The sequence below is a fragment of the Leifsonia sp. 71-9 genome, assembly GCF_001898805.1.
Taxonomy (GTDB): domain Bacteria; phylum Actinomycetota; class Actinomycetes; order Actinomycetales; family Microbacteriaceae; genus Leifsonia.
Genome location: NZ_MKVJ01000020.1, coordinates 120,455 through 143,116 on the forward strand (window position 1 = coordinate 120,455; position 22,662 = coordinate 143,116).

27 protein-coding genes and 1 pseudogene are annotated in these 22,662 nt (G+C 70.7%); 17 read left to right on the forward strand and 11 right to left on the reverse strand.

The genetic code is table 11. The features are described from left to right. Nucleotides 1-77 precede the first annotated feature (77 nt). Nucleotides 78-812 (forward strand): annotated as a pseudogene (ccsB, locus tag BGO91_RS15520) (c-type cytochrome biogenesis protein CcsB); the annotation flags it as partial. A 94-nt stretch (nt 813-906) separates the two neighbouring features. After that, complete coding sequence (locus BGO91_RS15525) at nt 907-1,374, forward strand: DUF3817 domain-containing protein (protein ID WP_290473625.1); 468 nt, start codon at nt 907-909, stop codon at nt 1,372-1,374. Between the two features lie 51 nt (nt 1,375-1,425). Here BGO91_RS15525 and BGO91_RS15530 read toward each other — a convergent pair whose 3' ends face one another. Then, complete coding sequence (locus BGO91_RS15530; RefSeq protein ID WP_290473626.1) at nt 1,426-2,028, reverse strand: TetR family transcriptional regulator; 603 nt, start codon at nt 2,026-2,028, stop codon at nt 1,426-1,428. A 93-nt stretch (nt 2,029-2,121) separates the two neighbouring features. Between BGO91_RS15530 and BGO91_RS15535 the strand changes: the two genes are divergently transcribed. Together BGO91_RS15535 and BGO91_RS15540 are read left to right on the forward strand one after the other, a co-directional pair. Continuing rightward, the gene (locus BGO91_RS15535; protein WP_290473627.1) at nt 2,122-3,810 is read left to right on the forward strand and encodes an amidohydrolase; all 1,689 of its coding nucleotides are present in this window, start codon (nt 2,122-2,124) and stop codon (nt 3,808-3,810) included. A 128-nt stretch (nt 3,811-3,938) separates the two neighbouring features. Beyond that, on the forward strand, nt 3,939-5,327 hold the full coding sequence (locus tag BGO91_RS15540; protein ID WP_290473628.1) for an APC family permease: 1,389 nt from the start codon (nt 3,939-3,941) through the stop codon (nt 5,325-5,327). A gap of 30 nt (nt 5,328-5,357) precedes the next feature. Here BGO91_RS15540 and BGO91_RS15545 read toward each other — a convergent pair whose 3' ends face one another. The 4 genes from BGO91_RS15545 to BGO91_RS15560 all read right to left on the reverse strand — a co-directional run bounded on the left by BGO91_RS15545 (nt 5,358) and on the right by BGO91_RS15560 (nt 7,579). Beyond that, nucleotides 5,358-5,690: an NIPSNAP family protein gene (locus BGO91_RS15545; protein ID WP_298662062.1), complete on the reverse strand. Its 333-nt coding sequence runs from the start codon at nt 5,688-5,690 to the stop codon at nt 5,358-5,360. Beyond that, complete coding sequence (locus BGO91_RS15550; protein WP_290473630.1) at nt 5,687-6,031, reverse strand: hypothetical protein; 345 nt, start codon at nt 6,029-6,031, stop codon at nt 5,687-5,689. The genes BGO91_RS15545 and BGO91_RS15550 overlap by 4 nt, the downstream gene beginning before the upstream one ends. A 277-nt stretch (nt 6,032-6,308) precedes the next feature. Continuing rightward, nucleotides 6,309-7,061: an ASCH domain-containing protein gene (locus tag BGO91_RS15555; RefSeq protein WP_290473631.1), complete on the reverse strand. Its 753-nt coding sequence runs from the start codon at nt 7,059-7,061 to the stop codon at nt 6,309-6,311. Then, nucleotides 7,058-7,579 carry a helix-turn-helix domain-containing protein gene (locus BGO91_RS15560; RefSeq protein ID WP_290473632.1) on the reverse strand — a complete coding sequence of 174 codons (522 nt, stop codon included), beginning with the start codon at nt 7,577-7,579 and terminating at the stop codon, nt 7,058-7,060. Before BGO91_RS15560 ends, BGO91_RS15555 begins: the two co-directional genes overlap by 4 nt. Nucleotides 7,580-7,683: 104 nt before the next feature. Here BGO91_RS15560 and BGO91_RS15565 point away from each other — a divergent pair, with 104 nt between their 5' ends. Next, nucleotides 7,684-9,306 carry an MFS transporter gene (locus BGO91_RS15565; protein WP_290473633.1) on the forward strand — a complete coding sequence of 541 codons (1,623 nt, stop codon included), beginning with the start codon at nt 7,684-7,686 and terminating at the stop codon, nt 9,304-9,306. A gap of 99 nt (nt 9,307-9,405) precedes the next feature. Here BGO91_RS15565 and BGO91_RS15570 read toward each other — a convergent pair whose 3' ends face one another. Together BGO91_RS15570 and BGO91_RS15575 are read right to left on the reverse strand one after the other, a co-directional pair. After that, nucleotides 9,406-9,837 carry an ImmA/IrrE family metallo-endopeptidase gene (locus BGO91_RS15570; RefSeq protein ID WP_290473634.1) on the reverse strand — a complete coding sequence of 144 codons (432 nt, stop codon included), beginning with the start codon at nt 9,835-9,837 and terminating at the stop codon, nt 9,406-9,408. 16 nt (nt 9,838-9,853) lie between these two features. Further along, nucleotides 9,854-10,333, reverse strand: a complete 480-nt coding sequence (locus BGO91_RS15575; RefSeq protein WP_290473635.1) for a helix-turn-helix transcriptional regulator — start codon at nt 10,331-10,333, stop codon at nt 9,854-9,856. Nucleotides 10,334-10,454: 121 nt separating this feature from the next. On the opposite strand from BGO91_RS15575, the gene BGO91_RS15580 reads away from it, so the two are divergent. From BGO91_RS15580 to BGO91_RS15620, 9 genes are all read left to right on the forward strand, one after another. Next, complete coding sequence (locus tag BGO91_RS15580; RefSeq protein WP_290473636.1) at nt 10,455-10,682, forward strand: helix-turn-helix transcriptional regulator; 228 nt, start codon at nt 10,455-10,457, stop codon at nt 10,680-10,682. Between the two features lie 77 nt (nt 10,683-10,759). Next, nucleotides 10,760-10,954, forward strand: a complete 195-nt coding sequence (locus tag BGO91_RS15585) for a hypothetical protein (RefSeq protein WP_290473637.1) — start codon at nt 10,760-10,762, stop codon at nt 10,952-10,954. Beyond that, entirely contained in the window at nt 10,951-11,235 is a 285-nt protein-coding gene (locus tag BGO91_RS15590) for a hypothetical protein (RefSeq protein ID WP_290473638.1), read from the forward strand. The genes BGO91_RS15585 and BGO91_RS15590 overlap by 4 nt, the downstream gene beginning before the upstream one ends. A gap of 82 nt (nt 11,236-11,317) precedes the next feature. Next, nucleotides 11,318-11,875 (forward strand): M23 family metallopeptidase, encoded by a 558-nt coding sequence (locus BGO91_RS15595; protein WP_290473639.1) that lies wholly within the window; start codon nt 11,318-11,320, stop codon nt 11,873-11,875. A gap of 313 nt (nt 11,876-12,188) precedes the next feature. Further along, on the forward strand, nt 12,189-13,298 hold the full coding sequence (locus BGO91_RS15600; protein ID WP_290473640.1) for an ABC transporter substrate-binding protein: 1,110 nt from the start codon (nt 12,189-12,191) through the stop codon (nt 13,296-13,298). Further along, entirely contained in the window at nt 13,295-14,080 is a 786-nt protein-coding gene (locus BGO91_RS15605; RefSeq protein ID WP_290473641.1) for an ABC transporter ATP-binding protein, read from the forward strand. The genes BGO91_RS15600 and BGO91_RS15605 overlap by 4 nt, the downstream gene beginning before the upstream one ends. Then, the gene (locus tag BGO91_RS15610) at nt 14,073-14,918 is read left to right on the forward strand and encodes an ABC transporter permease (RefSeq protein ID WP_290473642.1); all 846 of its coding nucleotides are present in this window, start codon (nt 14,073-14,075) and stop codon (nt 14,916-14,918) included. The genes BGO91_RS15605 and BGO91_RS15610 overlap by 8 nt, the downstream gene beginning before the upstream one ends. A gap of 46 nt (nt 14,919-14,964) precedes the next feature. Next, entirely contained in the window at nt 14,965-16,329 is a 1,365-nt protein-coding gene (locus tag BGO91_RS15615) for an NtaA/DmoA family FMN-dependent monooxygenase (protein WP_290473643.1), read from the forward strand. A 5-nt stretch (nt 16,330-16,334) separates the two neighbouring features. Then, complete coding sequence (locus tag BGO91_RS15620; protein WP_290473644.1) at nt 16,335-17,216, forward strand: ribokinase; 882 nt, start codon at nt 16,335-16,337, stop codon at nt 17,214-17,216. Nucleotides 17,217-17,262: 46 nt separating this feature from the next. Here the strand turns inward: BGO91_RS15620 and BGO91_RS15625 are convergent, their stop codons facing one another. Then, nucleotides 17,263-17,841 (reverse strand): PadR family transcriptional regulator, encoded by a 579-nt coding sequence (locus BGO91_RS15625; RefSeq protein WP_290473645.1) that lies wholly within the window; start codon nt 17,839-17,841, stop codon nt 17,263-17,265. Between the two features lie 124 nt (nt 17,842-17,965). On the opposite strand from BGO91_RS15625, the gene BGO91_RS15630 reads away from it, so the two are divergent. Both BGO91_RS15630 and BGO91_RS15635 read left to right on the forward strand, forming a co-directional pair. Further along, a complete protein-coding gene (locus BGO91_RS15630) occupies nt 17,966-18,469 on the forward strand; it encodes a flavin reductase family protein (protein WP_290473646.1) in 504 nt (167 codons plus the stop codon). Next, nucleotides 18,466-18,855, forward strand: coding sequence for a riboflavin kinase (locus BGO91_RS15635; protein WP_290473800.1), 390 nt, complete (start codon nt 18,466-18,468; stop codon nt 18,853-18,855). Before BGO91_RS15630 ends, BGO91_RS15635 begins: the two co-directional genes overlap by 4 nt. An 18-nt stretch (nt 18,856-18,873) precedes the next feature. On the opposite strand, the gene BGO91_RS15640 is transcribed toward BGO91_RS15635, so the two are convergent. Genes BGO91_RS15640 through BGO91_RS15650 form a run of 3 tightly spaced genes read right to left on the reverse strand, consistent with a single transcriptional unit; the run spans nt 18,874 to nt 21,623 of the window. Further along, nucleotides 18,874-19,746, reverse strand: a complete 873-nt coding sequence (locus BGO91_RS15640; RefSeq protein ID WP_290473647.1) for a LysM domain-containing protein — start codon at nt 19,744-19,746, stop codon at nt 18,874-18,876. Between the two features lie 58 nt (nt 19,747-19,804). Next, on the reverse strand, nt 19,805-20,710 hold the full coding sequence (locus BGO91_RS15645; RefSeq protein WP_290473648.1) for a serine hydrolase: 906 nt from the start codon (nt 20,708-20,710) through the stop codon (nt 19,805-19,807). Further along, the gene (locus BGO91_RS15650) at nt 20,703-21,623 is read right to left on the reverse strand and encodes a LysR family transcriptional regulator (protein ID WP_290473649.1); all 921 of its coding nucleotides are present in this window, start codon (nt 21,621-21,623) and stop codon (nt 20,703-20,705) included. Before BGO91_RS15650 ends, BGO91_RS15645 begins: the two co-directional genes overlap by 8 nt. Before the next feature lie 87 nt (nt 21,624-21,710). Between BGO91_RS15650 and bla the strand changes: the two genes are divergently transcribed. Continuing rightward, nucleotides 21,711-22,661 (forward strand): class A beta-lactamase, encoded by a 951-nt coding sequence (bla, locus tag BGO91_RS15655; RefSeq protein ID WP_290473650.1) that lies wholly within the window; start codon nt 21,711-21,713, stop codon nt 22,659-22,661. The last annotated feature ends 1 nt before the right edge of the window (nt 22,662 follow it).

Below are 22,662 nucleotides of genomic sequence, written 5' to 3' on the forward strand. Positions count from 1 at the left end.
GCACCGCCACAGGCGGGGGAGACGAGCGCGAGTCGGCCCGGGCTCGCCCTGCGTCGTCGTCGATCTGGTGGGCGTTCGCGCTGACGATGGCCGGCTTCGCCTTCCACCTCGTGGCGACCGTGCTCCGAGGCATCGCGGCCGCCCGCGTCCCGTGGGCGAACATGTGGGAGTTCTCGCTGACGGGCACTCTCGTCATCGTCGGCGTCTTCCTGGTCGCGAACCTCACGTGGAACATCACCTACCTCGGTACGTTCATCGTCGGTCTGGTCCTCGTGCTTCAAGGGGTCGCCCTGCTGCAGTATTACGTGCCCGTCGTCCCGCTCCAGCCCGCGCTGCAGTCGTACTGGCTCGTCATCCACATCATCGTCGCCGTCCTGGGCACGGCATTCTTCGCCCTCGGCTTCGCACTGTCCGGACTGCAATTGCTGCAGCACCGGCGCGAGACTCACCTGGCCGAGTCGCGACCGTCGCAGCAGTTCCGGTTCCTCGGGACGCTGCCCAACTCGGTCGCGCTCGAGAACCTCGCCTACCGGACCAACATCGTGGGCTTCATCGCCTGGACCTTCACCCTCATCGCCGGGGCGATCTGGGCCGAGAAGGCGTGGGGTTCCTACTGGGGGTGGGACACCAAGGAGGTCTGGACCTTCGTCATCTGGGTCCTCTATGCGGGTTACATCCATGCGCGTGCCACTCGTGGGTGGCGCGGGTCGCGGTCGGCCTGGCTGTCGATCGTCGGGTTCGCCGCTGTCATGTTCAACTTCGGCGTGGTGAACGTGTTCTTCAAGGGACTGCACGCCTATTCCGGGCTGTGAGTCCGTCGTCCTCCGCACACGAGAACAAGAAAGAGTCCACATGAACACCGACCTCAATGAGGTATCAGCCCCAGCGGTGACGAGGGGTTCCAGGGTGACGCCTCGTCGGGTCTACCGCTCCTTGGCCGCCGCGGAATCGGTCACCTGGACCCTCCTGATCGCGGGGATGCTCCTGAAGTACGTGGCGCACCTCGGGGCGCTGCCCGTCCTGATCGCGGGATCCATCCACGGGGTCGTGTTCATCGCCTATGCGCTCATGGCTGCAGTCGTCGGCGTCAACCAGAACTGGGGAGCGATGCGCACCGTCTCGGCGGTGCTGACCGCGATCGTCCCGTACGCGACCATCCCGTTCGATCGGGCGCTGGAGCGGCGAGGACTACTCGACGGGGGCTGGCGCCTCCGGGCGGGCGACGGGCCGAGGGATCACAAGTGGGAGCGCAGAACTCTGCGCTGGCTCCTGCGCCGACCGGTCCTCCTGGTCGCGGTCATCATCGTGGGGATCCTCGCCATCTTCTCCGCGCTGCTCCTCATCGGGCCGCCCGGAGGATGGGGTGCGCAGTAAGTGCGCTTCCGCCACCCCAGTGACACGCCGCGCGAGCGGGAGGGAGGCGGGTCACACCCGCGTCGGCGCCCCCAGCCCTTCCGCCGCCGCGACCATCGCGGCCCGCGCCGACTCCACCGTGATCAAACTGTTGCCGGCCACGATGTGCAGCCCATACGCATCCTCCAACGCCACCAGGTTCATCGCGAGCGTCGCGATCTCCAGCCGTGGCGCGAACACGCCCGCCGATACCCCGCGCTCCAGAATCCCGGTATACGTCGCCAACTGGCGGAGGTACATCCGCTCCACCAGCTCGTCGTGCAGCTGCGACGTCCCCGCGAGCACATCGAACTCGTACAGCAGCCGCATCAGCGCGTCATCCGGCCCGCTCGGCAGGCCCTCCCGGATCGCCGCGGCCAGCTGCAGCTGCGGCTCCGCGATGGCCGCGACGACCGCGTCCCGGTGGTCGCAGAACCGCTCCAGGCCGGCGCGGTGGGCCTCGACGAGCAGGGCGTCGAGGTCCTCGTAGTAGTAGAGGATCGCGCCGCGGGTGAGGCCGGCCTTCTCGGCCACATCGGCGAGCGAGAGCGAGCGGAGGCCGTGCTCGCCGACGGCGGTGAGCGCCGCCTCCACGAGGTCGGCGCGGCGTTCGTCCTGCTTGCGCGGTCTGGCCATCAGTTGACACTAGCCGATCGGCGTGACACGCTTACGGAATTCTTTGACACAAGCGTCAAAGAATGATCCAGTTCATCGCCGAGAGGGATTTCCGTGACCGACCTGCTCCTCACCAACGCGTCCGTCCGCACGTTCGACGACGCCCAGCCCTGGGCGCAGGCCGTCGGGATCACGGATGGGCGCATCAGCTACGTCGGCACGATGGACGACGCCCCCGCCGCACGCCAGTCCCGCGACCTCGGCGGCGCCTCCCTCACGCCCGGCATCATCGACAGCCACAACCACCTGCTCCTCGGCTTCGACCAGGACGCGGTCAGCCTGGAGGGTGCAGACACCCTCGACGAGGTGCGTCGCCGCATCCGCGAGCTGGCCGACCGCCGCCCCGACCTCGACTGGATCTGCGCCGAGAACGCCGTCTACTCGATCGTCAGCGGCCGCCGCCCGAACGCGGACGACCTCGCCGGCCTCACCGACCGCCCGATCTTCGTCACCACCTACGACCAGCACTCGGTCTGGCTCGACGAGAAGGCGATGCGCGTGCTCGGGATCGCCGACGGCGGCGACATTCCGTGGGGGAGGCCGGAGCGCCGTGCCGACGGCAGCGCCACCGGCTGGGTCACCGACTTCTACACGAGCGCCATGACGACGGCGGGCCTCGCGGGGCTGCAGCGCGACATCCCGATGTACTCGCCCGAGCGCCGCTACCGCAAGCTCATCGGCAGCCTCGAGCTCGCGACGGCCACCGGCATCACCACCGTGGTCGAGCCGCAGGTGCCGCTCGCCGAGATCGACCTGCTGTACCGCGCCCGGGCGGAGGGGCGCCTCAGCTCCCGCGTCATCACGGCACTGTTCCACCCGATCGACGCCGACGCCGCCTTCCGCCGCGACCTGCGCGACGCGGTCGACTCCGCCCCGCACGACGACCGCCTCCGGTTCGGACCGGTCAAGCTCTACGCCGACGACGTCATCGAGCCGCACACCGCGTGGATGCTCGACGACTACGCCGACCAGCCCGGCCACCGCGGCCACCCGAGCGCCCCGGTGGGCGAGCTCACCCGCATCGTCACCGAGCTCGACCGGCTCGGCTTCCAGACCCACACGCACGCGACCGGCGACGGCGGCATCCGCCTGGCGCTGGATGCGATCGAGCACGCCGCCCGCACCAACGGCACCGTCGACCGGCGCCACGGCATCGTGCACGTCGAGTGCCTGCACCCCGACGACCTCCCGCGCTTCGCCGCCCTCGGCATCACCGCCGCCATGCAGCCGCGGCACTGCTCGCCCGACCTCGTCGCGGGCACGTGGATGGAGAACGTCGGCGAGCAGCGCTGGGACCGCGCCTGGCGCATCCGCTCGCTCATGGCCTCCGGCGCCCACGTCGCCCTGTCGAGCGACTGGCAGGTGGGGGAGATGGACCCGCTCGTCGGCTTCTACTCCGCCCTCACCCGCGCCGGCCTCGACGGCCGCGACGCGTGGACGCCCGGCGAGCGCACGACGCTCGACGACGCCCTCCGCGGCTACACCCGCGAGGGAGCCTGGGCCTGGCACGCCGAGGACCAGCTCGGCATCGTCCGCGTCGGGGCGAAGGCCGACCTCGTCGCGTGGTCGGACGACCTCTACACCCACGAGGCCGACCCGGCCGGCCTGCTCGACCAGCGGGCCGAACTGACCATCGTCGGCGGTGAGATCGTGCACGACGCCTCCACCGCCTCCGCCACCCCGCACGTCTACGGCGGGCTCGCGCACTGCTCGGCGCACGCCGAGACCGCGCCGACGCACTGAGCGCCGACCCGCCGAACGCGGCGAGCCTACCCAGCGCGCCGCGTCCGCCGATCACACCGCCCCACTGACGGCCCCACCCCACGCCGCCACCCCACCCCGTTCCTCCCACCGTCGCGAAGGAAACCCCCATGTCCCAGCTCGACCCGGCCATCGCGCCGTCCCGGACCGCGGAAGCACCGCACACCGCGGGCACCCCCGGCCTCCGCCGCACCCTGAAGCTCCGGCACATCGTCTTCCTCGGCCTCGCCTACATGGCGCCACTAGCGGTCTTCGACACGTTCGGCATCGTCGCCGACGTCACCCACGGCCACGTGCCGCTCGCCTACCTCGTGGTGCTCGTCGCCGTGCTGATCACGGCGCTCAGCTACTCCCGGATGGTCAAGGTCTTCCCGATGGCGGGCTCGGCCTACACGTACACGCGGGAGGCGATCAACCCGCACCTCGGGTTCCTCGTCGGCTGGGCGGCGACGCTCGACTACCTGCTGCTGCCGATGATCAACGCCCTGCTGTCGGCGATCTACATGTCGGCCGCGTTCCCCGCGGTGCCGTCGTGGGTGTGGATCCTGTCGACCATCGTCATCTGCACCGTCCTGAACCTGATCGGCGTGCAGATCGCGGCGAAGGTGAACGTCATCCTCGTCATCATCCAGGTCGTCGTGGCCGTCGCGTTCGTCGGGCTCACGATCAAGAACATCGTCGACGGCGCCAACGGGGCGTCGTTTTCGACGACCCCGTTCTTCTCGCCCGGGCTCGACGTGCCGGCCATCGGCGCCGGCGCCGCCATCCTGGCGCTGTCGTTCCTCGGGTTCGACGCCGTCAGCACGCTCGCGGAGGAGGCGGAGAAGCCGCGCCGCGACATCCCGCGCGCCATCCTGATCATCGTCGCCGTCGCCGGCGTGTTCTTCGTCAGCGTCACCTACGTGATGCAGGTGCTCTTCCCCGACGTCTCCACGGTCGGCAACATCGTGGGCGCATCGCCCGAGATCGCGAAGTACATCGGAGGAGCGGCGTTCCAGGCCGTGTTCATCGGCGGGTACATGGTGGCCGTGCTGGGCTGCGGCATCACCCAGCAGATGAGCGCCGCCCGCCTGCTCTACGCGATGGGGAGGGACGGGGCGCTGCCCAAGCGTTTCTTCGGCTCCCTCAACCGGGCGGGCGTGCCCGCGGCGAACGTGCTGCTCATCGCGGCGCTCGCCTGCTCGGCCGTGTTCCTCGACCTCGGGCGGGCCGCCTCCCTCATCAACTTCGGTGCCTTCGTTGCGTTCATCTTCGTGAACCTGGCGGTGATCTTCACCTACATCCGGTTCGTGAAGGAGCGCGGCTGGCGCGTCGCCCTCGGCTACCTGGTGCTGCCGGGACTGGGCGTCGTGATCAACGTCGCGCTGTGGTTCAGCCTGGAGCCGAGCGCGATGATCGTCGGCGGCGTCTGGGTCGCGATCGGGCTGGCGTACCTGCTGTGGCGCACGCGGTTCTTCCGGGTGAGCCCGCCGCCGCTGCACGGGCCGACGGACCTGTAGGCGGCGCGGCGCCGACCGGGCCGCCCCGGTTCAGTCGGCCTCGAGCGTCTGCAGGTCGCGGGGGAGCAGCGGCCGCATGAAGGTGCGGTCGTAGCGGACCACGCATCCCGAATCATCCCGGATGCGGTCCGCCGCGATGAACTCGGGGTCGACGCCGAACCGCTGCCGGTACTGCTCGTACGCGGCGAGGGAGGGGAAGGTGAAGAGCGCCAGCGCCTGGTCGCTGGCGCCCTCACCGGGGAGGAAGTAGCCGTGGTGCTCCCCGCCGTGGCGGTTCACCAGCCGGATCCAGGCGGCGGCGAACTCCTCGAACGCCCCGAGCTTCGCCGGGTCGATCGTGTAGCGAACCACGCAGGTGATCACGGCGTGCTGACCTCGCCGTCGTCGTCGCGCCGGATCCCCTCCAGCACGGCGTCGCTCGGCTGCCCGCTGGGGCCGTAGCGCAGGGCGCGCGGCAGGTCGCAGGCGTGAGCGAACTCCCGGATGTCGAAGTTCGGGTCGGCGTGCAGGAGCACCTGCCCGACGACCCAGGCGACGTTGGTCTTCACCCGCCCGGTCTCCTCGTCGGACAGCACCCGGTCGGACCGCTGCTCCTCGTCGTCGTCCAGACGGCTGTGGCCGGCCTGGTCCGTGCGATAGGGCGCGTCCGACCAGTCGTGATTCTTGATCTCCGCCGCGAACTCGGCGGCGAGCCGGCTCAGCACTCGGTCAGCCGCCCGGGTTCTCGACGGGCTTGTCGTCGGTGTCGGTTCCGGCGTCGGGGTCGACCTCGCTGGGCCGGGGGAGGTCGTCGGGGCGCGGCTTATCGGTCATCGGCTCCACCACCCGACGCGGTGTCCTCGCCGTCGTCCGGCGTCGCTGTGCCGTTCCCCGAGCCGTCGGGCAGATCGTCCGGGTCGGGTCGTGCGTCCTTGTCGTGGTCCATGCGGATACCCCTTCTGTCGGTTGCGCTGCGACAGTACGCCGTACGGGGAGGCGGCGTCAGGGGGTTGCGGACGATCCGGCAGGGGGTGCGGCTTCTCGGCCGTCCTCCAGCACGAAGCCCACGACCTCCACCTCGTCGTCGCCGGACAGTCCGGGATAGTGCTGCAGGAGGCCGCTGCGCAGCTCGGCGAGAGTCGCGCCGGCCTCGAGCCTGGCGTGCTCGGCGGTGAGCGTGTCGAACGTGCGGCGCTCCACCGTCGTCACGGTTCCGCGCAGGGTGCGGTGCTCGTCGTCGTCCTCGAAGACGAAGAGCGCCGGTCCGAGCGCGATCGGGTCGTCGTGGCGCACGGTGACCGTCTTGCGGCCGGAGGCGACGGTCTCGTAGTGGCGCTTGTGGAAGCGGACGATCCGGGAGCCGTCGGCATCCGGGAAGACGTAGGTGTCGGGCAGGAGCTTCCGGATCGGGCGCAGCTGCGGCCCCGCCGGGGTGGGGACGGCGACGAGGACGTCCGGGTGCAGGTCGAGGAGCACCTGGCGGCAGCGGCCGCACGGCGGGATCAGGCCGCGCCCGCCGTCGCCGGCCGCGGCGATCGTCAGGAGCGGACCGGCCCCCGCGGCCGCCGCGACGCCCAGCACGACGAGTTCCGCGCAGGGGCCGCCCGTGAAGTGGAAGACGTTGACGGCCGTGTGGATGCGTCCCGCCGTGTCCATCGCGGCGGCGGCGACGCTGTGGTTCGGGTCGTCACCGAGGGTCGCTGCGAGGCGCTCGGCCGCGTCGACGACCCGCTGCTCGGATTCGAAGAGATTCACGACTCGGTGGTCTCGGTGTGCGTCGCGTCGTGGACATCGGCGATGTACGCCTCCATCGTCCCGCGCAGCTCGCCGAGCAGCGTCTCGAACTGCTCGAGCAGCGCGGGCGGGTGCTTCGCCATGACGGCGGCGATGCGGTCGCCGAGGGGGTGGAAGAAGTCGTCCGCGATGGTCTGGACGTTCGGGGTGGAGTGGAGGGTGACCATGCGCCGGTCGGCGTGCCCGCGGCTGCGCACCACGTGGCCCGCGGCCTCGAGCCGGTTCAGGAGGGTGGAGGTCGCGCCGGCGGTGAGGCCGATGCGGTCGCTGAGCCGGGCGGGGGTGAGCGGCGTGCCGCGCTCCTCGGCGGCCAGGATCTCGATGAGGGCGACGGCGTCGGTCGAGTGGAGGCCCTCGCTCGCGGCGAATTCGCGTGCCAGCTCGGAGTAGCTGGCGCCGTACGCGCGCAGCGCTTCGTTGAGGCGCTCGCGCTGGTCGTCGAGCGTGTCGTGCGCGCCCTGCGTCTCCGCGTCCGTCATCGCGAGGCCCTCCCGTCACCGGCTGCTGCCGGAGATCAGGTTATCAAAGCATGAAGTTGTTCCATGGTAAAGTAACTCGCTGGTGAAACAACAAGGAGGACAAGATGGCGGTATCCGCAGGCGCGCGGCGCTGGATCGGGCTGATCGCGGTCGCGCTCGGCGTGGCCCTGATCGTGGTGGACACGACGATCGTGAACGTGATCACGCCGTCGGTGATCGATGACCTGAAGATCGACTCGAGTCAGGCGCAGTGGATCCAGGAGTCGTACGCGATCGTCTTCGCCGCGCTGCTCCTGGTCTCCGGGCGCATCGCCGACCTGCGCGGCGCCCGGACGGTGTTCATCGGGAGCGTCGTCCTCTTCGGGCTGACCAGCCTGCTCGCGGGGCTGGCGCCGAACGGCGAGATCCTCATCCTGGCCCGCTTCCTGCAGGGCATCGGGGCGGCGGCCATCCTGCCGACCTCGCTGGCGCTGCTGAACCACATGTTCACGGGGCCGGCGCGTGGTCAGGCGTTCGCGGTCTGGGGTTCGACGATCGGCGCGGCCACCGCACTCGGGCCGGTGCTCGGCGGCTGGCTCTCCGAGCACGCGTCGTGGCGGTGGGCGTTCGGGATCAATATCCCGCTCACGGTCGTCATCCTCGTCATCGCGGCCGTGTTCCTGACCCAACCGCCGCGGTCGCGCGGCGGGATCGATGCGCTCAGCGCCATCCTTTCCGTGCTGGGCCTCGGGCTGCTGGCGTTCGGCCTCGTCGAGGGACGCGTCTACGGCTGGGTGACGAGCGAGAAGGTGTTCACGCTGTTCGGCGGCACCTGGGATGAGGGACTCTCGCCGGCGTTCGTCGCGCTCGTGCTGTCGGTCCTGCTGCTCGCGGTCTTCGTATGGCGTCAGATCCTGCTGAGCCGGGCCTCCAGCGCGCGCCCGCCGCTGATGGATGTGAAGCTCTTCTCGATCGCGTCGTTCCGCAACGGCAACGTCGCGACCATGATCATCGGGCTCGGGGAGTTCGGGATCATCGCCGTGCTGCCGCTCTGGCTCCAGTTCACGCTCGATTACTCGCCGCTCGAGGCGGGCGCGACGCTCGTGCCCATCGCGATCGGCAGCTTCGTCGCGAGCGGGATCAGCTTCCCGCTCTCCGAGCGCGTCTCGCCCCTGGCCCTCGTGCGCATCGGCCTGATCCTGGAGGTCGTCGGCCTGGCCGGGCTGGGTGTCGTCGCGGCGTACACCGACGCGAACTGGTGGTTCATCGCGCTCGTGCTGTTCTTCTACGGCATCGGCGTCGGTTTCGCCACGTCGCAGGTCACCAACGTGGTGCTCGCCGACGTGCCCGAGGGGGAGGGCGGCCAGAGCTCCGGCATCCAGAGCACGTTCCGTCAGCTGGGGTCCGCGCTCGGCATCGCGGCGCTGACGACGGTGTTCTTCTCGTCGCTGGGCGGCATCCTGCACGGCAAGCTCACGGACGCGGGACTCACCGGTGCGGAGGCGACGAAGCTCAGCAACGCGGTCACGGACAGTGCGGGAGCGGTGATCGAGCCCCTCGCGTCCAACCCGCAGACGGTGTTCGCGGCCGACGCGGCGCGGGAGGCGATGACGCAGGCGATCGCGATCGGTTCGTACCTCGCGGCCGGGTTCCTCGTCGTCGGGGTGATCGCGACGCTGCTCATCCCGGGCAAGCCCCGTGCGGTCGAGCCGGAGGCCGTGGTGGCCGCCGCCGCCGCTTCCGAGTAGCACCCGAGGGGCGACTGCGCCCTCGTGGTATGAATGCGCCCTCGCGACGGGGCGCGCTCGTACCGCGAGGGCGCCGTCGTCTGACCACTCGTTCGGTGCTCAGGAGATCCGGCGGGCGAGCGCGTTGCTGAACCGGCCCTGGGGGCGCGTGCTGTACGTGCGCTGGCCGAGCCGCTGCAGGCAGTGGAGGCGGTAGTGCTCGATCAGCGTCGGCACGACGCAGAGCTCGTCGGCCAGGAACTCGATGTCGTCGCTGATCTGCTCCGCAGCGGCGTACTCGACCGGGTCGATCAGAAGTTCGGCCGCGTAGCTGTCGGCGATGCGCTCGTTCTGCTCGCTGTCGCTGCGGTGGCCGTAGTACGCGTGGCCGAGCTCGTGCGCGACCGTGCACCGTCGTTCGAACGGGGTGAGCGTCAGGTCGAAGTAGATCCGGTCCTCGTCGGGGGAGTAGTAGCCGAACTCGCCGCTCGGCAGGTAGGCGCCGTGCACGCGCAGCCCCATGCTCGCCGCTACCCCCATCAAGAACCGCATGTCCGCCCCCGTCATGTCACTCCGCGTGCGGCTGATCCGCTTTCCGCGTTCCTCGCTTCGCCGCGAGCGCCACACCCTTCTTCGTGGGGAGCTCGTACGAGACCTCGAAGTCCTCGTAGACGTGGTCATCAGTATTGCGAGGGGGACCGACAACGGCGCCCTCGAGCCGGGGAGCACCGTATCGCGCCCGGTCGAGCGCTCTGCGCGTCAGCTCCTCGAGCAGCGCCAGGTCGGGAACGGAGCTGAGGTCCACCGTCGGCGGGGAGTCGGGATCGACGGCAGCGCGGTCGGTCGTCGCGGGATCGACTGCAGCGCGGTCGCGCGTGAGCGCATCGCCGAAGAAGCGCTCGACCTTGTACTCGGCCTTCCTCGCCACCCCGTTCGCTTCCCAGTTCGTCACCGTCCGGGTCGAGACGCCGAGCTGCGACGCCAGCTCCTCCTGCGTCAGGTGGAGGCGTTCACGGGCGTCGCGGAGCTCGTTCCAGGTGATGACCATAACGCCATTCTGGCAACGGTCGGCAATTTACGCAAGCAATTCACGACAGAAACACGCGAAACCGGAAACTATTTCGATGACAAATTTGCTGAATTACGCAATAGTTGCATAAACTGAAGCCATGAACACGGCGAGACGGCTCAACGGGACCGCGCTCCGCATCCTGCGGCAGGCCCTCGGCATCACCGCCCGCGACCTCGCGGCCCGCGCCGGCATCGACCCGAGCTTCCTCTCGCGGCTCGAGAACGGCGCCCGGCAGCCGTCCCCGCCCGTGCTCCGCCGGCTCGCCCACGGATTGGGCGTGCCCGTCGAGGCGATCTCCTACCCGGTCCACACCGCGACCGCCTGAGTACCACCTCCTGCGTCGAACTCCGCCTCTCCGAGGCGCTGTTCGTCGCGCCCACCGAACGTGAAAGAAGGACTGCAATGACCTCCCCGACCGGGCATCCACCGCCCGACCTGCTCGACGCGATCCGCGAGCTGCTGCGCCTCCTGGACGACGAGGAGCTGGAGCAGGGCCGCCCCGACGCCCTCGCCGACTCGACGCCGCTGCACTGCTTCGACTGCGAGACCGACGTCGACCCCGACGACTGGGACGAGCACGAATGCGGCCTCGGATGAACCGGCACGCCGCCATCGGATCCCCGCACCAGCGCGTCATCCGCACGGTCGTCCAGGCGGTCATCGCCGGCGTCCCGACCATCGTCGCCATCATCGGCGTCGTCGCGGACCAGTGGCCCGCCGAGTGGCTCGTCGCCACCGCCCGTACCGCGGTCGCCATCCAGGGCGTGCTCGCCCGCATCATGGCGATCCCCGCCGTGGATGCGTGGCTGACGGGGCTCGGGCTCGGGTCGGCGCCGAGGGCGGACGCGACGACGCCCCCGCGGCCCCCGGCCGAGTGATCGGCGGCCGCACACAGACTTCGGACACCCGTCCGAGGACCGCCTGAAACCTCAGGCGGAAGGAGCAACAGAAAGGAGAGCCATGAGACTGATGGAACCGCTGGCCCCACCCGGGCGCTACGACGCGGCTGATCCGTTCGGCAACTACGGGGGTCGGCAGTATCCCCACACGGGCAGCGACTGGAACGGCGTGCCGGCCGGCACCGCCGCGATGGCGATCGGCACCGGTGTGGTGGTGAACAAGCAGTGGCACGCGGGCAACGGCAACACCGTCACGGTGAATCTGCCCGACGGCCACTACTACGCCTACCTCCACCTCAACGCCGAAGCGCCCGTGGCGGTCGGTCAGGCCGTCACGATCGGTCAGGTGATCGGGTACGTGGGCAACACCGGCACGAACAGCCAGGGCGCCCACCTGCACATCACCGTGAGCGACTCGCCGTCGGCCTACGCGGGCCTCGGCAACAAGATCGACCCCTGGCAGTTCATCCAGGACCACAAGAACGACACCGACCCGGTTCCCCCGGGAGAACAGGAAGAAGACATGTCCTACAGCATCGTTCCCAGCACGGACGGCACCATCTACCTGTGCTCGCTCGTCACCAACAAGAAGGTCGGCATCGGCACTCGGCGCACGTGACCCTGCTGCAGCGCTATAAGAAGAACAACTCGAACGACGCCATGCTGCCGGTCGAGATCGACATCGTGCAGAACTACATCTCGTCGATCAAGCCGTGACGCTCGTCGCCTGAACGCCCCGCCCCTGCTGACCGAAACAGCAGGGGCGGGGCTTTCTGCATGATAGGCACTCCGCGCCGATTCCCGGGCCCCGGAAAACCGGCCATCCACCCCTTTGTAACGATTCCTCGACAAGCTTGTTCAGTCAATCTTGACTATGCTACTTTGACCTAGCCATCCAACGACGGACCCGGCAAGGAAGGAATCCCGTTCCCGTGACCACACACCTTCACTCGAGCACGCGGCGTCTCGCCGTCGGTGTCGCCGGCCTCGCCGCCGTGCTCCTCGCCCTCTCCGGCTGTGCCGCGAACGCGGGCAGTCCCGCGTCCACCGACGACGCCGGCGTGCTCATCGACAAGGCCTCGTGCGACCGCAACCGTGCGGCCGGCCCGATCACCTACATCTCCGGCTACGGCTACTCGGCCAGCGCCGGGCAGATGGATGTGTTCCTCGCCAAAGAGCTCGGCTACTTCAAGGCCCTCTGCCTCGACGTCGAGATCAACGCCTCCGGGGCGAACGGACAGCAGCTCGTCGCGAGCGGGCAGGCGCAGTTCACCGCGCTGGGCTCGGCCTCCGACGTCATGCTCGCCGCCGCCAACAGCAAGAACCTCACCGCGGTCGCCACCTACGGCACCACCTCGCCGTTCTCGATCTTCGCGAACGAGAGCGTGAAGTCCCTCAAGGATCTCGAGGGCAAGAAGCTCGGCTACTTCATCAACCTCACCCCGATCGCGTCCGCGATGCTGGACGACGCCGGAGTGGACGTGTCGAAGGTGGAGCTGGTCAAGATGACCAACTACGACCCGACCGTCGTGACCCGCGGGCAGGTCGACGCGATCGTCGGCTACGCCTCCAACCAGCCCGAGAAGCTGCGCGCGGCGGGGCTGCCGTTCACCGAATTCCTCCCCGAGGACTACGGCGTCAAGGGCACCTACAACGTGATGGAGGCGAACACCGGCTTCCTCAAGAAGAACCGCGAGGTCGTCGCCGACTTCATGCGCGCCGACCTCAAGGCCGTCGAGTACTGCCTCGCCCAGAAGGACGAATGCGTCGAGATGATCTCCAAGCTCGCCGCCGACAACAACCAGGGCTCCGCGTTCCCCGCCGACCAGCAGGCCCGCACCTGGGCCGTGGAGTCGAAGTGGGTCGAGGAGTCCACGGCCGGCGCACCCGGCGTGCAGACCGAGGCGGAGTGGAAGCCCGAGTACGCGCTCGTCAAGAAGTACGGCGACGTCAAGGAGCTCCCGGCGATCGGCACGATGATGGACCCCGACCTCGTCGCGGGACTGTACAAGGACGGCGCACTCGTCTGGCCGGGCAAATGACCGGCGGCGTCGACATCGCGGGCGTCACGAAGGCCTTCGGGCCAGACGGGCGCCGGACGACGGTCCTCGACGACGTCAGCCTGACGATCGGCCGCGGCGAGTTCGTCTCGGTCATCGGCCCGAGTGGATGCGGCAAGTCGACGCTCCTCAAGGTCGTGGCCGGCCTCATCCCCGCGGACTCGGGCTCGGTGACCATCGACGGAGAGAGCGTCAGGACGGCGACCCGCGACAAGCTGATCGGCCTCGTCCCGCAGTCGCCCGCCCTGCTGCCGTGGAAGACGGTGCTGGAGAACGTGCGCCTCCCGATGCGGGTCAACGCGAAGGCCAACGCGGGCCGCTCGCTGCGCGACCCGGCCGAACTGCTCAGCTCGTTCGGGCTGGGTCAGGCGCTGAACAAGTACCCGTCCCAGCTGTCCGGCGGCATGCAGCAGCGCGCCGCCATCGCCCGCGCCTTCGTCTTCGACCCCGGTGTGCTGCTGATGGACGAGCCGTTCTCGGCCCTCGACGAGATGAACCGCGACCAGCAGCGCCTCGGCCTGCTCGAGTTCTGGCAGTCGAACCGCAAATCGGTGCTGTTCGTCACCCACTCGGTCCCGGAGGCGATCATGCTCTCCGACCGCATCGTGGTGATGGCCGCCCACCCGGGCCGCATCGCCGAGGTCATCGACGTCGACCTGCCGCGCCCCCGCTCGGTCGAGGCGTACGCGACGGACGCGTTCCGCGACCTCGAGGGCCACGTGCGCGACACCCTGCACAGCGTGATGGAGGAGACCCATGTCTGAGACCCAGACCATGGCGACGGCGCGCATCGCCGCCGCCGCAGCCCCCGCCCCGGGAACCGGGCCGGGCCTCGTCAAGCGCCTCCGGGTCACGACCTGGCTCCCGCCGCTGATCGCGTTCGCCGTCGCCGGCGTGCTGTGGCAGCTGGTCGCGATCACCAACCCGTACGTCATCCCCACGCTCGACGCCATCGGCGCCAGCCTGGTGGGCGACGCCGGGATGTACGCCTCCAACCTGCTCGTCACCGCGCAGGAGGTCGTGATCGGCGCCGCCGCCGGCATCCTCGGCGGCTTCCTGCTCGCCGTCGTGATGGCCGAGTTCCAGATCGTCGAGCGGGCGGTCATGCCGCTGGTCGTCGTGGTGATGGTCACACCGATCGTCGCCATCGCACCCGCCCTCGTGGTCGCGTTCGGCTTCGGGATGATGCCGAAGTACATCGTGACCGGCCTCGTCGTGTTCTTCCCCATGCTCGTGAACTCCCTCGCCGGGCTCCGGGACGTGGACGGACGCGCGCTCGACGTGATGACGACGCTGCACGCCAGCCGGTGGGAGATCTTCCGCCACCTGCGCCTGCCGGGCAGCATGCCGTACTTCTTCGCCGGGCTGCGCATCGCCCTGCCGCTCGCCATCGTCGGCGCCGCGGTCGCGGAGTTCGTCGCCGCCGGCCAGCAGGCCGGGCTCGGCTCGCTCGTCACCGTCTCCGCCGCGCAGGCCAACCTGCCGGTCACCTGGGCCAGCATCGCGCTGCTGTGCGTGATGGGCGTCGTGCTCGTCGCCGCCCTCGCGATCGTGCGCAAGCGGGTGCTGTGGTGGAGCGACGGCGAGATCGTCGCGCGCTGACCCGGCCTCCACACACCACATCCACCGAATCAGGAAGCTGAGGATCATGAGACAACTGCGCTTCGGGCTGTTCGAGAACGCCCAGGCCAACGACTCCGGCACCGCCACCTGGCGTTACCCCGAGAACAAGAGGCACCTCTTCGACACCCTGGCCTACTGGCAGGAGATCGCGAGGATCTGCGAGGACGCGCACTTCGACTTCCTCTTCCTCGCCGACGCCTGGGGCTGGGCCGACGTGAACGGCGAACGGCCGGACATCTGCTCGGTCGAGGGCCTGGATCTCCCGCGCCTCGACCCGGCGATCGTCGCCGCCGCGCTCATCCCGACCACGGAGCAGCTGGGCCTGGTGATCACCGGCTCCACGCTCCTGGAGCAGCCGTACGCGTTCGCCCGCCGCATGGCGACCCTCGACCACCTGTCGGGAGGCCGCATCGGCTGGAACGTCGTGACGACCGGCACCGCAGAGACCGCCGTCGAGGCGTTCGGCGTGCCGATGGTCGCGCACGACGAGCGGTACCGGATGGCGGACGACTTCATGGAGCTCGTCTACAAGCTGTTCGAGGGCGCGTGGGAGCCGGACGCGCTCGAGCGCGACAAGCTCGGCCGCTACGCCGACCCCGACAAGGTGCACCGCATCGAGCACGACGGCCCGTACTTCCGCTCGCGCGGCTACGGCAACACGTCGTACTCGCCGCAGGGGACGCCCGTGCTGTTCCAGGCCGGCAGCTCGCCCGCGGGCAAGGCGTTCGGCGGCAAGCACGGCGAGGCGATCTTCCTCGGCGGCGGCAGCGTCGAGAAGCTGGCGGAGCACGTCCGCTCGATCCGCGCCGAGGCGGTGGCCGCCGGCCGGCGCGCCGACGCGGTGAAGCTGATGTCGGCGTTCGCCTGCGTGGTCGCCCCGACGCACGAGGAGGCGCAGGCGAAGTACGACGCCATCCTCGCCTCCCAGAGCCCGGACGTCGCCGTCGCCTCCTACGCCTGGTTCACCGGCCTCGACCTCTCGTCGTACGCGCCGGAGACCCCGATGACCGACCTGAGCACCGAGCTCTCGCAGACGCAGATCGCGCGCTTCGCGGGCCAGACCGTCGGGGACGTGCTGAAGGACTGGCACGCGCACGGCGTGGGCGTCATCCCGTTCGTGGGGAGCGCGGAGGAGGTCGCCGACCACCTCTGCGCCCTGGCGGAAGGCGCCGACCTCGACGGCTTCCTGCTCACCCCGCAGGTGCAGCCGGGCTCGACGCGCGACTTCGTCGAGCTCGTCCTGCCCATCCTGCGCGAGCGCGGCGTCGCCCCGACGGGCTACTCGGCGACCACCCTGCGCGAGCGCCTGCTCGGCCAGGACGCGTCGACCCTGCCCGCCGACCACCCGGGTGCGGCCGCGCGAGCGGGCGTCGCCGCGGGCGTCGCTTGACCGCGATGACCTCCGGTCTCGTCTGCGTCGTCGGGAGCGTCAACCTCGACACGCTGGTGCGGCTCGACCGGCTGCCCGAGGTGGGGGAGACCCTGCTCGGGCAGCCGCTCGGCTCGCTCCCCGGCGGCAAAGGCTTCAACCAGGCCGTCGCCGCCGCGCGGAGCAGCGCACCGACCCGCTTCTGCGCGCAGCTCGGCGACGACGGCGCAGGCCAGGACCTTCGCCGGGAGATGCTGCGCGCCGGGCTCGACGTCGACCTCCACCTCTCGGAGGGGGTCCCGACCGGGTCCGCCTACATCGCGATGCTCGCCGACTCGGCGAACAGCATCATCGTGTCCCGCGGAGCCAACGCCGAACTGACGCCGGATGCGGCCGCCGCCGCCGTCGAGGGCGCGAGCGTCGTGCTCACCCAGCTGGAGATCGACCCGCGGACGGCCGAGGCGGCGCTCGCCGCGGGGCGACGGACCGGTGCGCGCACCATCCTGAACGCGGCGCCGGCGGAGGGGGTGACGCCATCGCTGCTCGCGGTGACGGACCTGCTCGTCGTCAACGAGACCGAGGCCGAAGCGCTCGGCGGGATCGACGCTCTGCTGGGCGCGGGCCCGGACGCGCTGGTCGTGACCCTCGGATCCCACGGGGCGCGCTGGCTCACACCGGGCGGCGACGACCTCGCCGTGCGCGCGTTCGAGGTCGACGCGGTCGACACGACCGGCGCGGGCGACGCGTTCTGCGGCGCGCTCGCGGCCGCTCTGGCCGGGGGAGCGGATGCGCTCAGCGCCCTTCTGCGGGCGTCGGCGGCCGGCGCGGTGACGACCACGGCGGTCGGTGCTCAGACCGAGCTGCTCACGCCCGCCGCGATCGACCGGCTGCTGGTCGGGGCGGCCTGAGCAGCACGTGCGGCGCGGGCGGCCCGAGCGTGGGGCCGCCCCGCTGTCAGGAGGCGGTCTTCTCGTCGGCGAACACGTACTCGCCGGCGAGGAGCCGCTCCCGCAGGTCGCGCGCCCACTGCTGCTCGGCGCGCAGGCGGATGCTGGAGAGCTCGAAGATCTCGCGCACGTAGTCCGGCGTCGTCGACGACTTGGCGGTGTCCTCGATGTTGTACGCGTTGCTCAGCACGATGGCGTCGATCTTGCTGATCCGGTGCTCCAGCGCCTCCACCACCTCGCGGCGGCTCAGCACGTGCATGAACGAGGGGATGGACATGACCGGCTTGGTGTCGAACACCTCCACCTCCCACAGTGCCGAGCGGAACAGGCGGAGGAACTCCACCTCGCCCTCCGGCGTGATCGTGTAGGTGGTGCGCGCCGGGCGCTTACCCTCGACCTTGGTCGTGTCCTCGGTGACGTAGCCGTCCTTCTCGAGGGAGCGCAGCGCGTTGTAGATCGAGCCGGGCTGGATGTTGGCCCATTCGTCGACGTGCCAGGTCATCAGCTCGCGGCGGAGGAAGTAGCCATGGACGGGCTGGAACTGGTGGACAGCGCCGAGCACGACCAGTCGGGTGGTAGACGACATGGTCCGATCCTAGTGCTATCCGGTATCTCAGGGTTGTTTGCATGATCAAATCTGCATAGTATTCAGATACATAGACAAACTTGACTAATCGCATCGACGCGATGGACGAGGAAGGCCGACCCACATGAGCAACGACACCGCACTGAGCGACTCCGCGCAGCTGGCTCTGCGCCGCGCCTTCGCCGCGTACCCGACCGGCGTGGTCGCCGTCGCCGCGCTGCGCGACGGCAGCCCCACGGGCATGGCCGTCAACTCGTTCACCTCGATCTCGCTGGAGCCCGCGCTCGTCGCCGTCAGCGTCGCGCGCACCTCCTCGACCTGGCCGGTGCTCGCCGGCAGCGAGCGGCTGGGGCTGAGCGTGCTCGGCGCGGAGCACGGCGCCCTCTGCCGCCAGCTCTCGTCGCGCACCGGCGACCGCTTCCAGGACGCGGATTGGCACCCGACGACGGACGGCGCGGTGCTGATCGACGGCGCCGCTCTCTGGCTGGAGTGCGGCGTCAGCGCGACCTTCGACGGCGGCGATCACGAGATCGTGCTGCTGGAGGTGCACGCCGCCGAGGTCTTCCCCGACGTCGCACCGCTCGTCTTCCACCAGAGCGCCTTCCACCGGATCGGGACGGCATCCTGACCTCCGGGTTCCGCGGCGTCGTCGCGGCGGGCGACCGGCGCGGGAGGCTGCTGGGCTTCCCGACGGCGAACCTCGCGATCACCGCAGGCGAGCCGCCCGCCGACGGCGTCTACTCCTGCTGGGTGACGCTCGACGGCGAGACCGCACCGCGCGGGGGCACCGTCAGCATCGGGGCCAATCCCACCTTCGACGACGTGAGCGACCGGCGCGTGGAGGTCCACATCCACGACTTCGGCGGCGACCTCTACGGTCGGTCGGTCGCGGTGGAGATCGTCCGGCTGCTCCGCGAGAACTCGCGACTCGGCGGCGTGGGCGAGCTCACCCGTAAGAGCGCCGAGGACGTGCGGCGCTCGCGCGCGATCCTGTCGCGGCTGCTGGTCGCCTGACCGGGCGCGGCCCGCGCGCTACAGGCTGTCGGGGTCGAGGTTCAGCGCGGTCCCCTCGAAGACGACCTGCTGCGTGGTCGAGGTCGGCAGGTCGGGGTTGAGCCAGTAGAGGTCCGCGACCTGGATGCCGAAGCGCTGGGCGATCCCGGCGGGTGCGTCTCCCGCCGAGACCTGGTAGGTCTTGGGCGCACCGGAGGCGGTGGTCGCCGTGACGGCGCCGCTCGCCCCGGGGTTCGGGCCATTGTCGACGGGGTGCACGTTCGACGTGCGCACGGGCACGGACCAGCGCACCGTGTTCACGGCCAGCACCTTGTCCGGGCCGAGCTCCTGCGGCACGCCATCGAACGACGGCGCCGACGAATACGTGACGAGCGCCAGCAGGTAGGAGGGCTGGCCGACGCTGCCCAGCGTGCTCGACGAGGCGGTCGCCGGGGAGGTGGTCGGTCCGCCGAGCTGGACGTCGCCGACGCCGTGATAGGTGATCCCGTCGCCGACCTGGGGTGGCGTGTCGAGGAAGGTGACGGAGACCGGGACGGGCACGGTCGACGTGAAGCCCGTGTACTGCGCCGAGTAGGTGTTGTCCCCGTTGGAGACGACCCGGTAGTGGTAGTGGATGCTGCCCTTGGGCGAGGCGACATCGCCTTCGGCGACGACCGTGCCCGCCGGGACCGGCGTCAGCGTGGGCGGAATGACCGGGGCCGGCGCCGGTGACGAGGTGATCCCCGAGCGGCTCGCGTCGCCGGTCGCCGTCGGCGTCGGAGTGGCCGCACGTGTGTGCGTCGCCGTGGGGTGTGCCGTGCCGCCGAAGAGCGCGCATCCCGTGAGGGCGACGAGTATCGCCGCGCCGACGGCCGCGGCCTCGATCGATCGCCGCGCGTGTGCCGTGAACATCGTCCCCCTGTCCAGGACCGCCACCCCGCGGCCTCTCGTCTTTGTGGATCCTAGACGATCACGTCGCGCCGTTGCGCACGCGCTCGTGCATCCTCCGGGCGGCGGCGCCCAACGCGGCCTCGGCGGCGGGCTGGGCCGAGGCGGGCACGCTCGACGTGCTCAGGGCGACGATGACGAATCGCGAGCCGTCGGCGTGCTCGGCGACCCCCGCCTCGTGGCGGAGGTTGAGCAGCGTTCCGGTCTTGGAGGCCCACGCCGTGTCGTCGGCGACGATGTCGGGGGCGAGACGGTGGCGCAGGAGGTTCGAGCGGAGGTGGTCGCGGAGCCGGGCGGCGGCCTCCGGATGGACGCCGCGCTCGCTCCAGACCGCTTCGAGCAGGTCGGCGAAGGCGCGGGCGGTGCCCGTGTTGGTGCGGGCGACATCCAGCTGCCGGATCGGATGGCCGTGCGCCGGTGTGCTCCCGCGGATGGCGAGGGTGTGGGCGAGGTGCGCCTCGTCGGGGGCGAACCGTTCGAGCGGGGTGTCGGAGAGGTCGGCGAAGGCGTGGCGGACGGCGATGCCGTGGATGCCCAGCGCCTCCAGCTCGGCCATGACCTCGCCGGGCGGGACGAGGCCGAGGAGGGCATCCGCGGCGCCGTTGTCGCTGATGGTCAGGGCGAGCGAGACCAGATCGTCCACCGCGATCACGGACGGATGACGGAAGCGGGTCGTGCCAGGGAGGCTGCCCGCGGCATCCCCCGCGGGCACGGTGACCGGTGCCGACCCGTCGAGCCGGCCGTCGGCGACGCGGGTGAGCACCGCGAGGGCGATCGGGATCTTGGTCAGCGACGCCGCGGGCGTCGCGACGTCGCCGTCGAGGTCGAGTTCGCGGCCGGTGCGGAGGTCCCGGACGAGGATCGAGGCCCGCAGTCCGGCCTGTGCCAGGTCCCTGCGCACGGCGTCCAGGAAGCGCGCGTCATGCATCGGCGCGACCCGTCGTCCTGGGCGCGACGTCGCGGGCGCGCGCACCGAGCGCGGCGGCGAGTTCGTCGCCGACCGCCTCCCCGACGGTCGTCACGTCGTTCTCGCTGTCCCCGACGAGCGCGAAGCCGCGCGCGACGCCGAACCCGGTGAACCGGCGCCAGTGCAGACCGAGTTCGTGGGCCTCCGCCGCCGTGCAGAGCAGCAGATCGCCGTCGGCGAGCACGGAGGCGAGGCAGGAGGTCGTCGAGCCGTCGACGGGGAGCTGGCTCGGCAGCAGGCCGACGGCGAAGGCGGCGCGCACCAGCGCGTCCCGGATGTGCGGCACGTCGTCCTCGGGCCCGATGCGGAGCCGTGCGCCGGCGTCGTCGTCGCGGGAGCGCGGGGTGCGGCCGGGCCGCAGGTCGTCCAGGCGCAGAGCGTCGCCCGCATCCCGGCGCCCGGCGGCGCCCAGCTCCGCGGTCCAGGTCGCCGCATCCGGCGCGACGCTCGCGACCGCCAGGCGCACGCCCCGGGTCGCCGCGAGTTCGGCGCGTCGGGCCGGCGTGTCTTCGCGGAACTCGAGCCGGAGCCCGGCGGCACGCCCCGCGGCATCCGTCACCGCGAGCTCCCGCGTCGGACAGCCGACCGGCACGGCCACCGTCACCGGTCGCAGGCGCGCGCGAGCCGCATCGAGCTCCAGTTCGTCCGCGAGCCGGATCAGGCGCCGCGCGGAGGGGAGGAGGTCACGGGCGAAGGGTGTGAGCACCGCGCTGCGGGCGGTCCGTTCCAGCAGAGGACTGCCGAGGCGTCCCTCCAGGGCGAGGATGCGCCGGCTCGCGACGGACTGTGCCACCTCGAGGGCGGCCGCCGCGCGCGTCACGCTGCCGCGGTCGCCGATCTCGACGAGCACCCGGCACGCGGCGATCAGATCCACGGCTCCACCCTAGACGCATGCCGATCGGGCATCGTTCGGAGCGATCCGGTCTTCGACAGGATCGTCGCGGCGGGCGAGGCTGCCGACATGGACATTCGCAAACGATTCCTCACGGTCACCGGCGGCACCGCCGTCGCACTCGCGGTCGCGATCTCGGGATGCGCGGCATCCTCGCTCGCCTCCGCTCCGGCCGCCGCGTCGGCGCAGAGCACCTCGGCCTCGGCGACGAGCGGCGCGGCCACCCAGGGCAACACCGCCGGTACTCAGCGCGCGTTCGCGGAGCTGGAGCGCACCCACGGCGCGACGCTCGGCGTCACGGCGATCGACACCGGCTCCGGGCGCACCGTCGCCTACCGCGGCGGGGAGCGGTTCCCCTTCGCCTCCTCGAACAAGACCTTCATCGCCGCCGCGCTGCTCCAGCGCTCGTCCGACGCCGACCTCGACCAGGTCGTCCACTACACGAGCGCCGACCTGCTGTCGTACGCGCCCATCACGAGCAGGTTCGTCGACACGGGGATGACCGTGCGCGAGCTGATCGACGCGATGCTGCGGTTCAGCGACAACACCGCCGCCAACCTCCTGGTCGCGCGCGTCGGCGGCCCGGACGCGGTCGAGCAGTGGCTCCGCGGCATCGGCGACCGCACGACCAACGTCGACCGCATCGAGCCGGACCTCAACGAGGCGCTGCCCGGGGACGCGCGCGACACGACGACGCCCGCCCAGTTCGCGAGCGATCTGCGCTCCGTCGTGCTCGGCTCGGCGCTGGAGACGACGGACCGCACCCTCCTGCGCAACACGATGCTCGACAACACGACGGGCGACGACACCATCCGCGCGGGCGTCGACCCGGCGTGGCCGGTGGCCGACAAGACCGGGACGGGGGAGTACGGCGTGCGCGACGACATCGCCGTGGTCTACCCGGCCGGTCGCGCGCCCATCGTCGTCGTCACGCTGTCCCGCAAGGCGGCGCCGGATGCGACGCCCGACAACGCGCTGCTGGCCGCCGCCACGAAGACGGCGGTCGCAGCGCTCCGCTGAG

Coding starts and splice junctions, on each gene's coding strand:
- BGO91_RS15530 (WP_290473626.1), bottom strand. CDS start 2,028: ATGGCCAGACCGCGCAAGCAGGACGAACGCCGCGCCGACCTCGTGGAG.
- BGO91_RS15540 (WP_290473628.1), top strand. CDS start 3,939: ATGTCCCAGCTCGACCCGGCCATCGCGCCGTCCCGGACCGCGGAAGCA.
- BGO91_RS15560 (WP_290473632.1), bottom strand. CDS start 7,579: ATGACGGACGCGGAGACGCAGGGCGCGCACGACACGCTCGACGACCAG.
- BGO91_RS15565 (WP_290473633.1), top strand. CDS start 7,684: ATGGCGGTATCCGCAGGCGCGCGGCGCTGGATCGGGCTGATCGCGGTC.
- BGO91_RS15570 (WP_290473634.1), bottom strand. CDS start 9,837: ATGCGGTTCTTGATGGGGGTAGCGGCGAGCATGGGGCTGCGCGTGCAC.
- BGO91_RS15575 (WP_290473635.1), bottom strand. CDS start 10,333: ATGGTCATCACCTGGAACGAGCTCCGCGACGCCCGTGAACGCCTCCAC.
- BGO91_RS15580 (WP_290473636.1), top strand. CDS start 10,455: ATGAACACGGCGAGACGGCTCAACGGGACCGCGCTCCGCATCCTGCGG.
- BGO91_RS15585 (WP_290473637.1), top strand. CDS start 10,760: ATGACCTCCCCGACCGGGCATCCACCGCCCGACCTGCTCGACGCGATC.
- BGO91_RS15590 (WP_290473638.1), top strand. CDS start 10,951: ATGAACCGGCACGCCGCCATCGGATCCCCGCACCAGCGCGTCATCCGC.
- BGO91_RS15595 (WP_290473639.1), top strand. CDS start 11,318: ATGAGACTGATGGAACCGCTGGCCCCACCCGGGCGCTACGACGCGGCT.
- BGO91_RS15605 (WP_290473641.1), top strand. CDS start 13,295: ATGACCGGCGGCGTCGACATCGCGGGCGTCACGAAGGCCTTCGGGCCA.
- BGO91_RS15610 (WP_290473642.1), top strand. CDS start 14,073: ATGTCTGAGACCCAGACCATGGCGACGGCGCGCATCGCCGCCGCCGCA.
- BGO91_RS15615 (WP_290473643.1), top strand. CDS start 14,965: ATGAGACAACTGCGCTTCGGGCTGTTCGAGAACGCCCAGGCCAACGAC.
- BGO91_RS15620 (WP_290473644.1), top strand. CDS start 16,335: ATGACCTCCGGTCTCGTCTGCGTCGTCGGGAGCGTCAACCTCGACACG.
- BGO91_RS15625 (WP_290473645.1), bottom strand. CDS start 17,841: ATGTCGTCTACCACCCGACTGGTCGTGCTCGGCGCTGTCCACCAGTTC.
- BGO91_RS15630 (WP_290473646.1), top strand. CDS start 17,966: ATGAGCAACGACACCGCACTGAGCGACTCCGCGCAGCTGGCTCTGCGC.
- BGO91_RS15640 (WP_290473647.1), bottom strand. CDS start 19,746: ATGTTCACGGCACACGCGCGGCGATCGATCGAGGCCGCGGCCGTCGGC.
- BGO91_RS15645 (WP_290473648.1), bottom strand. CDS start 20,710: ATGCATGACGCGCGCTTCCTGGACGCCGTGCGCAGGGACCTGGCACAG.
- bla (WP_290473650.1), top strand. CDS start 21,711: ATGGACATTCGCAAACGATTCCTCACGGTCACCGGCGGCACCGCCGTC.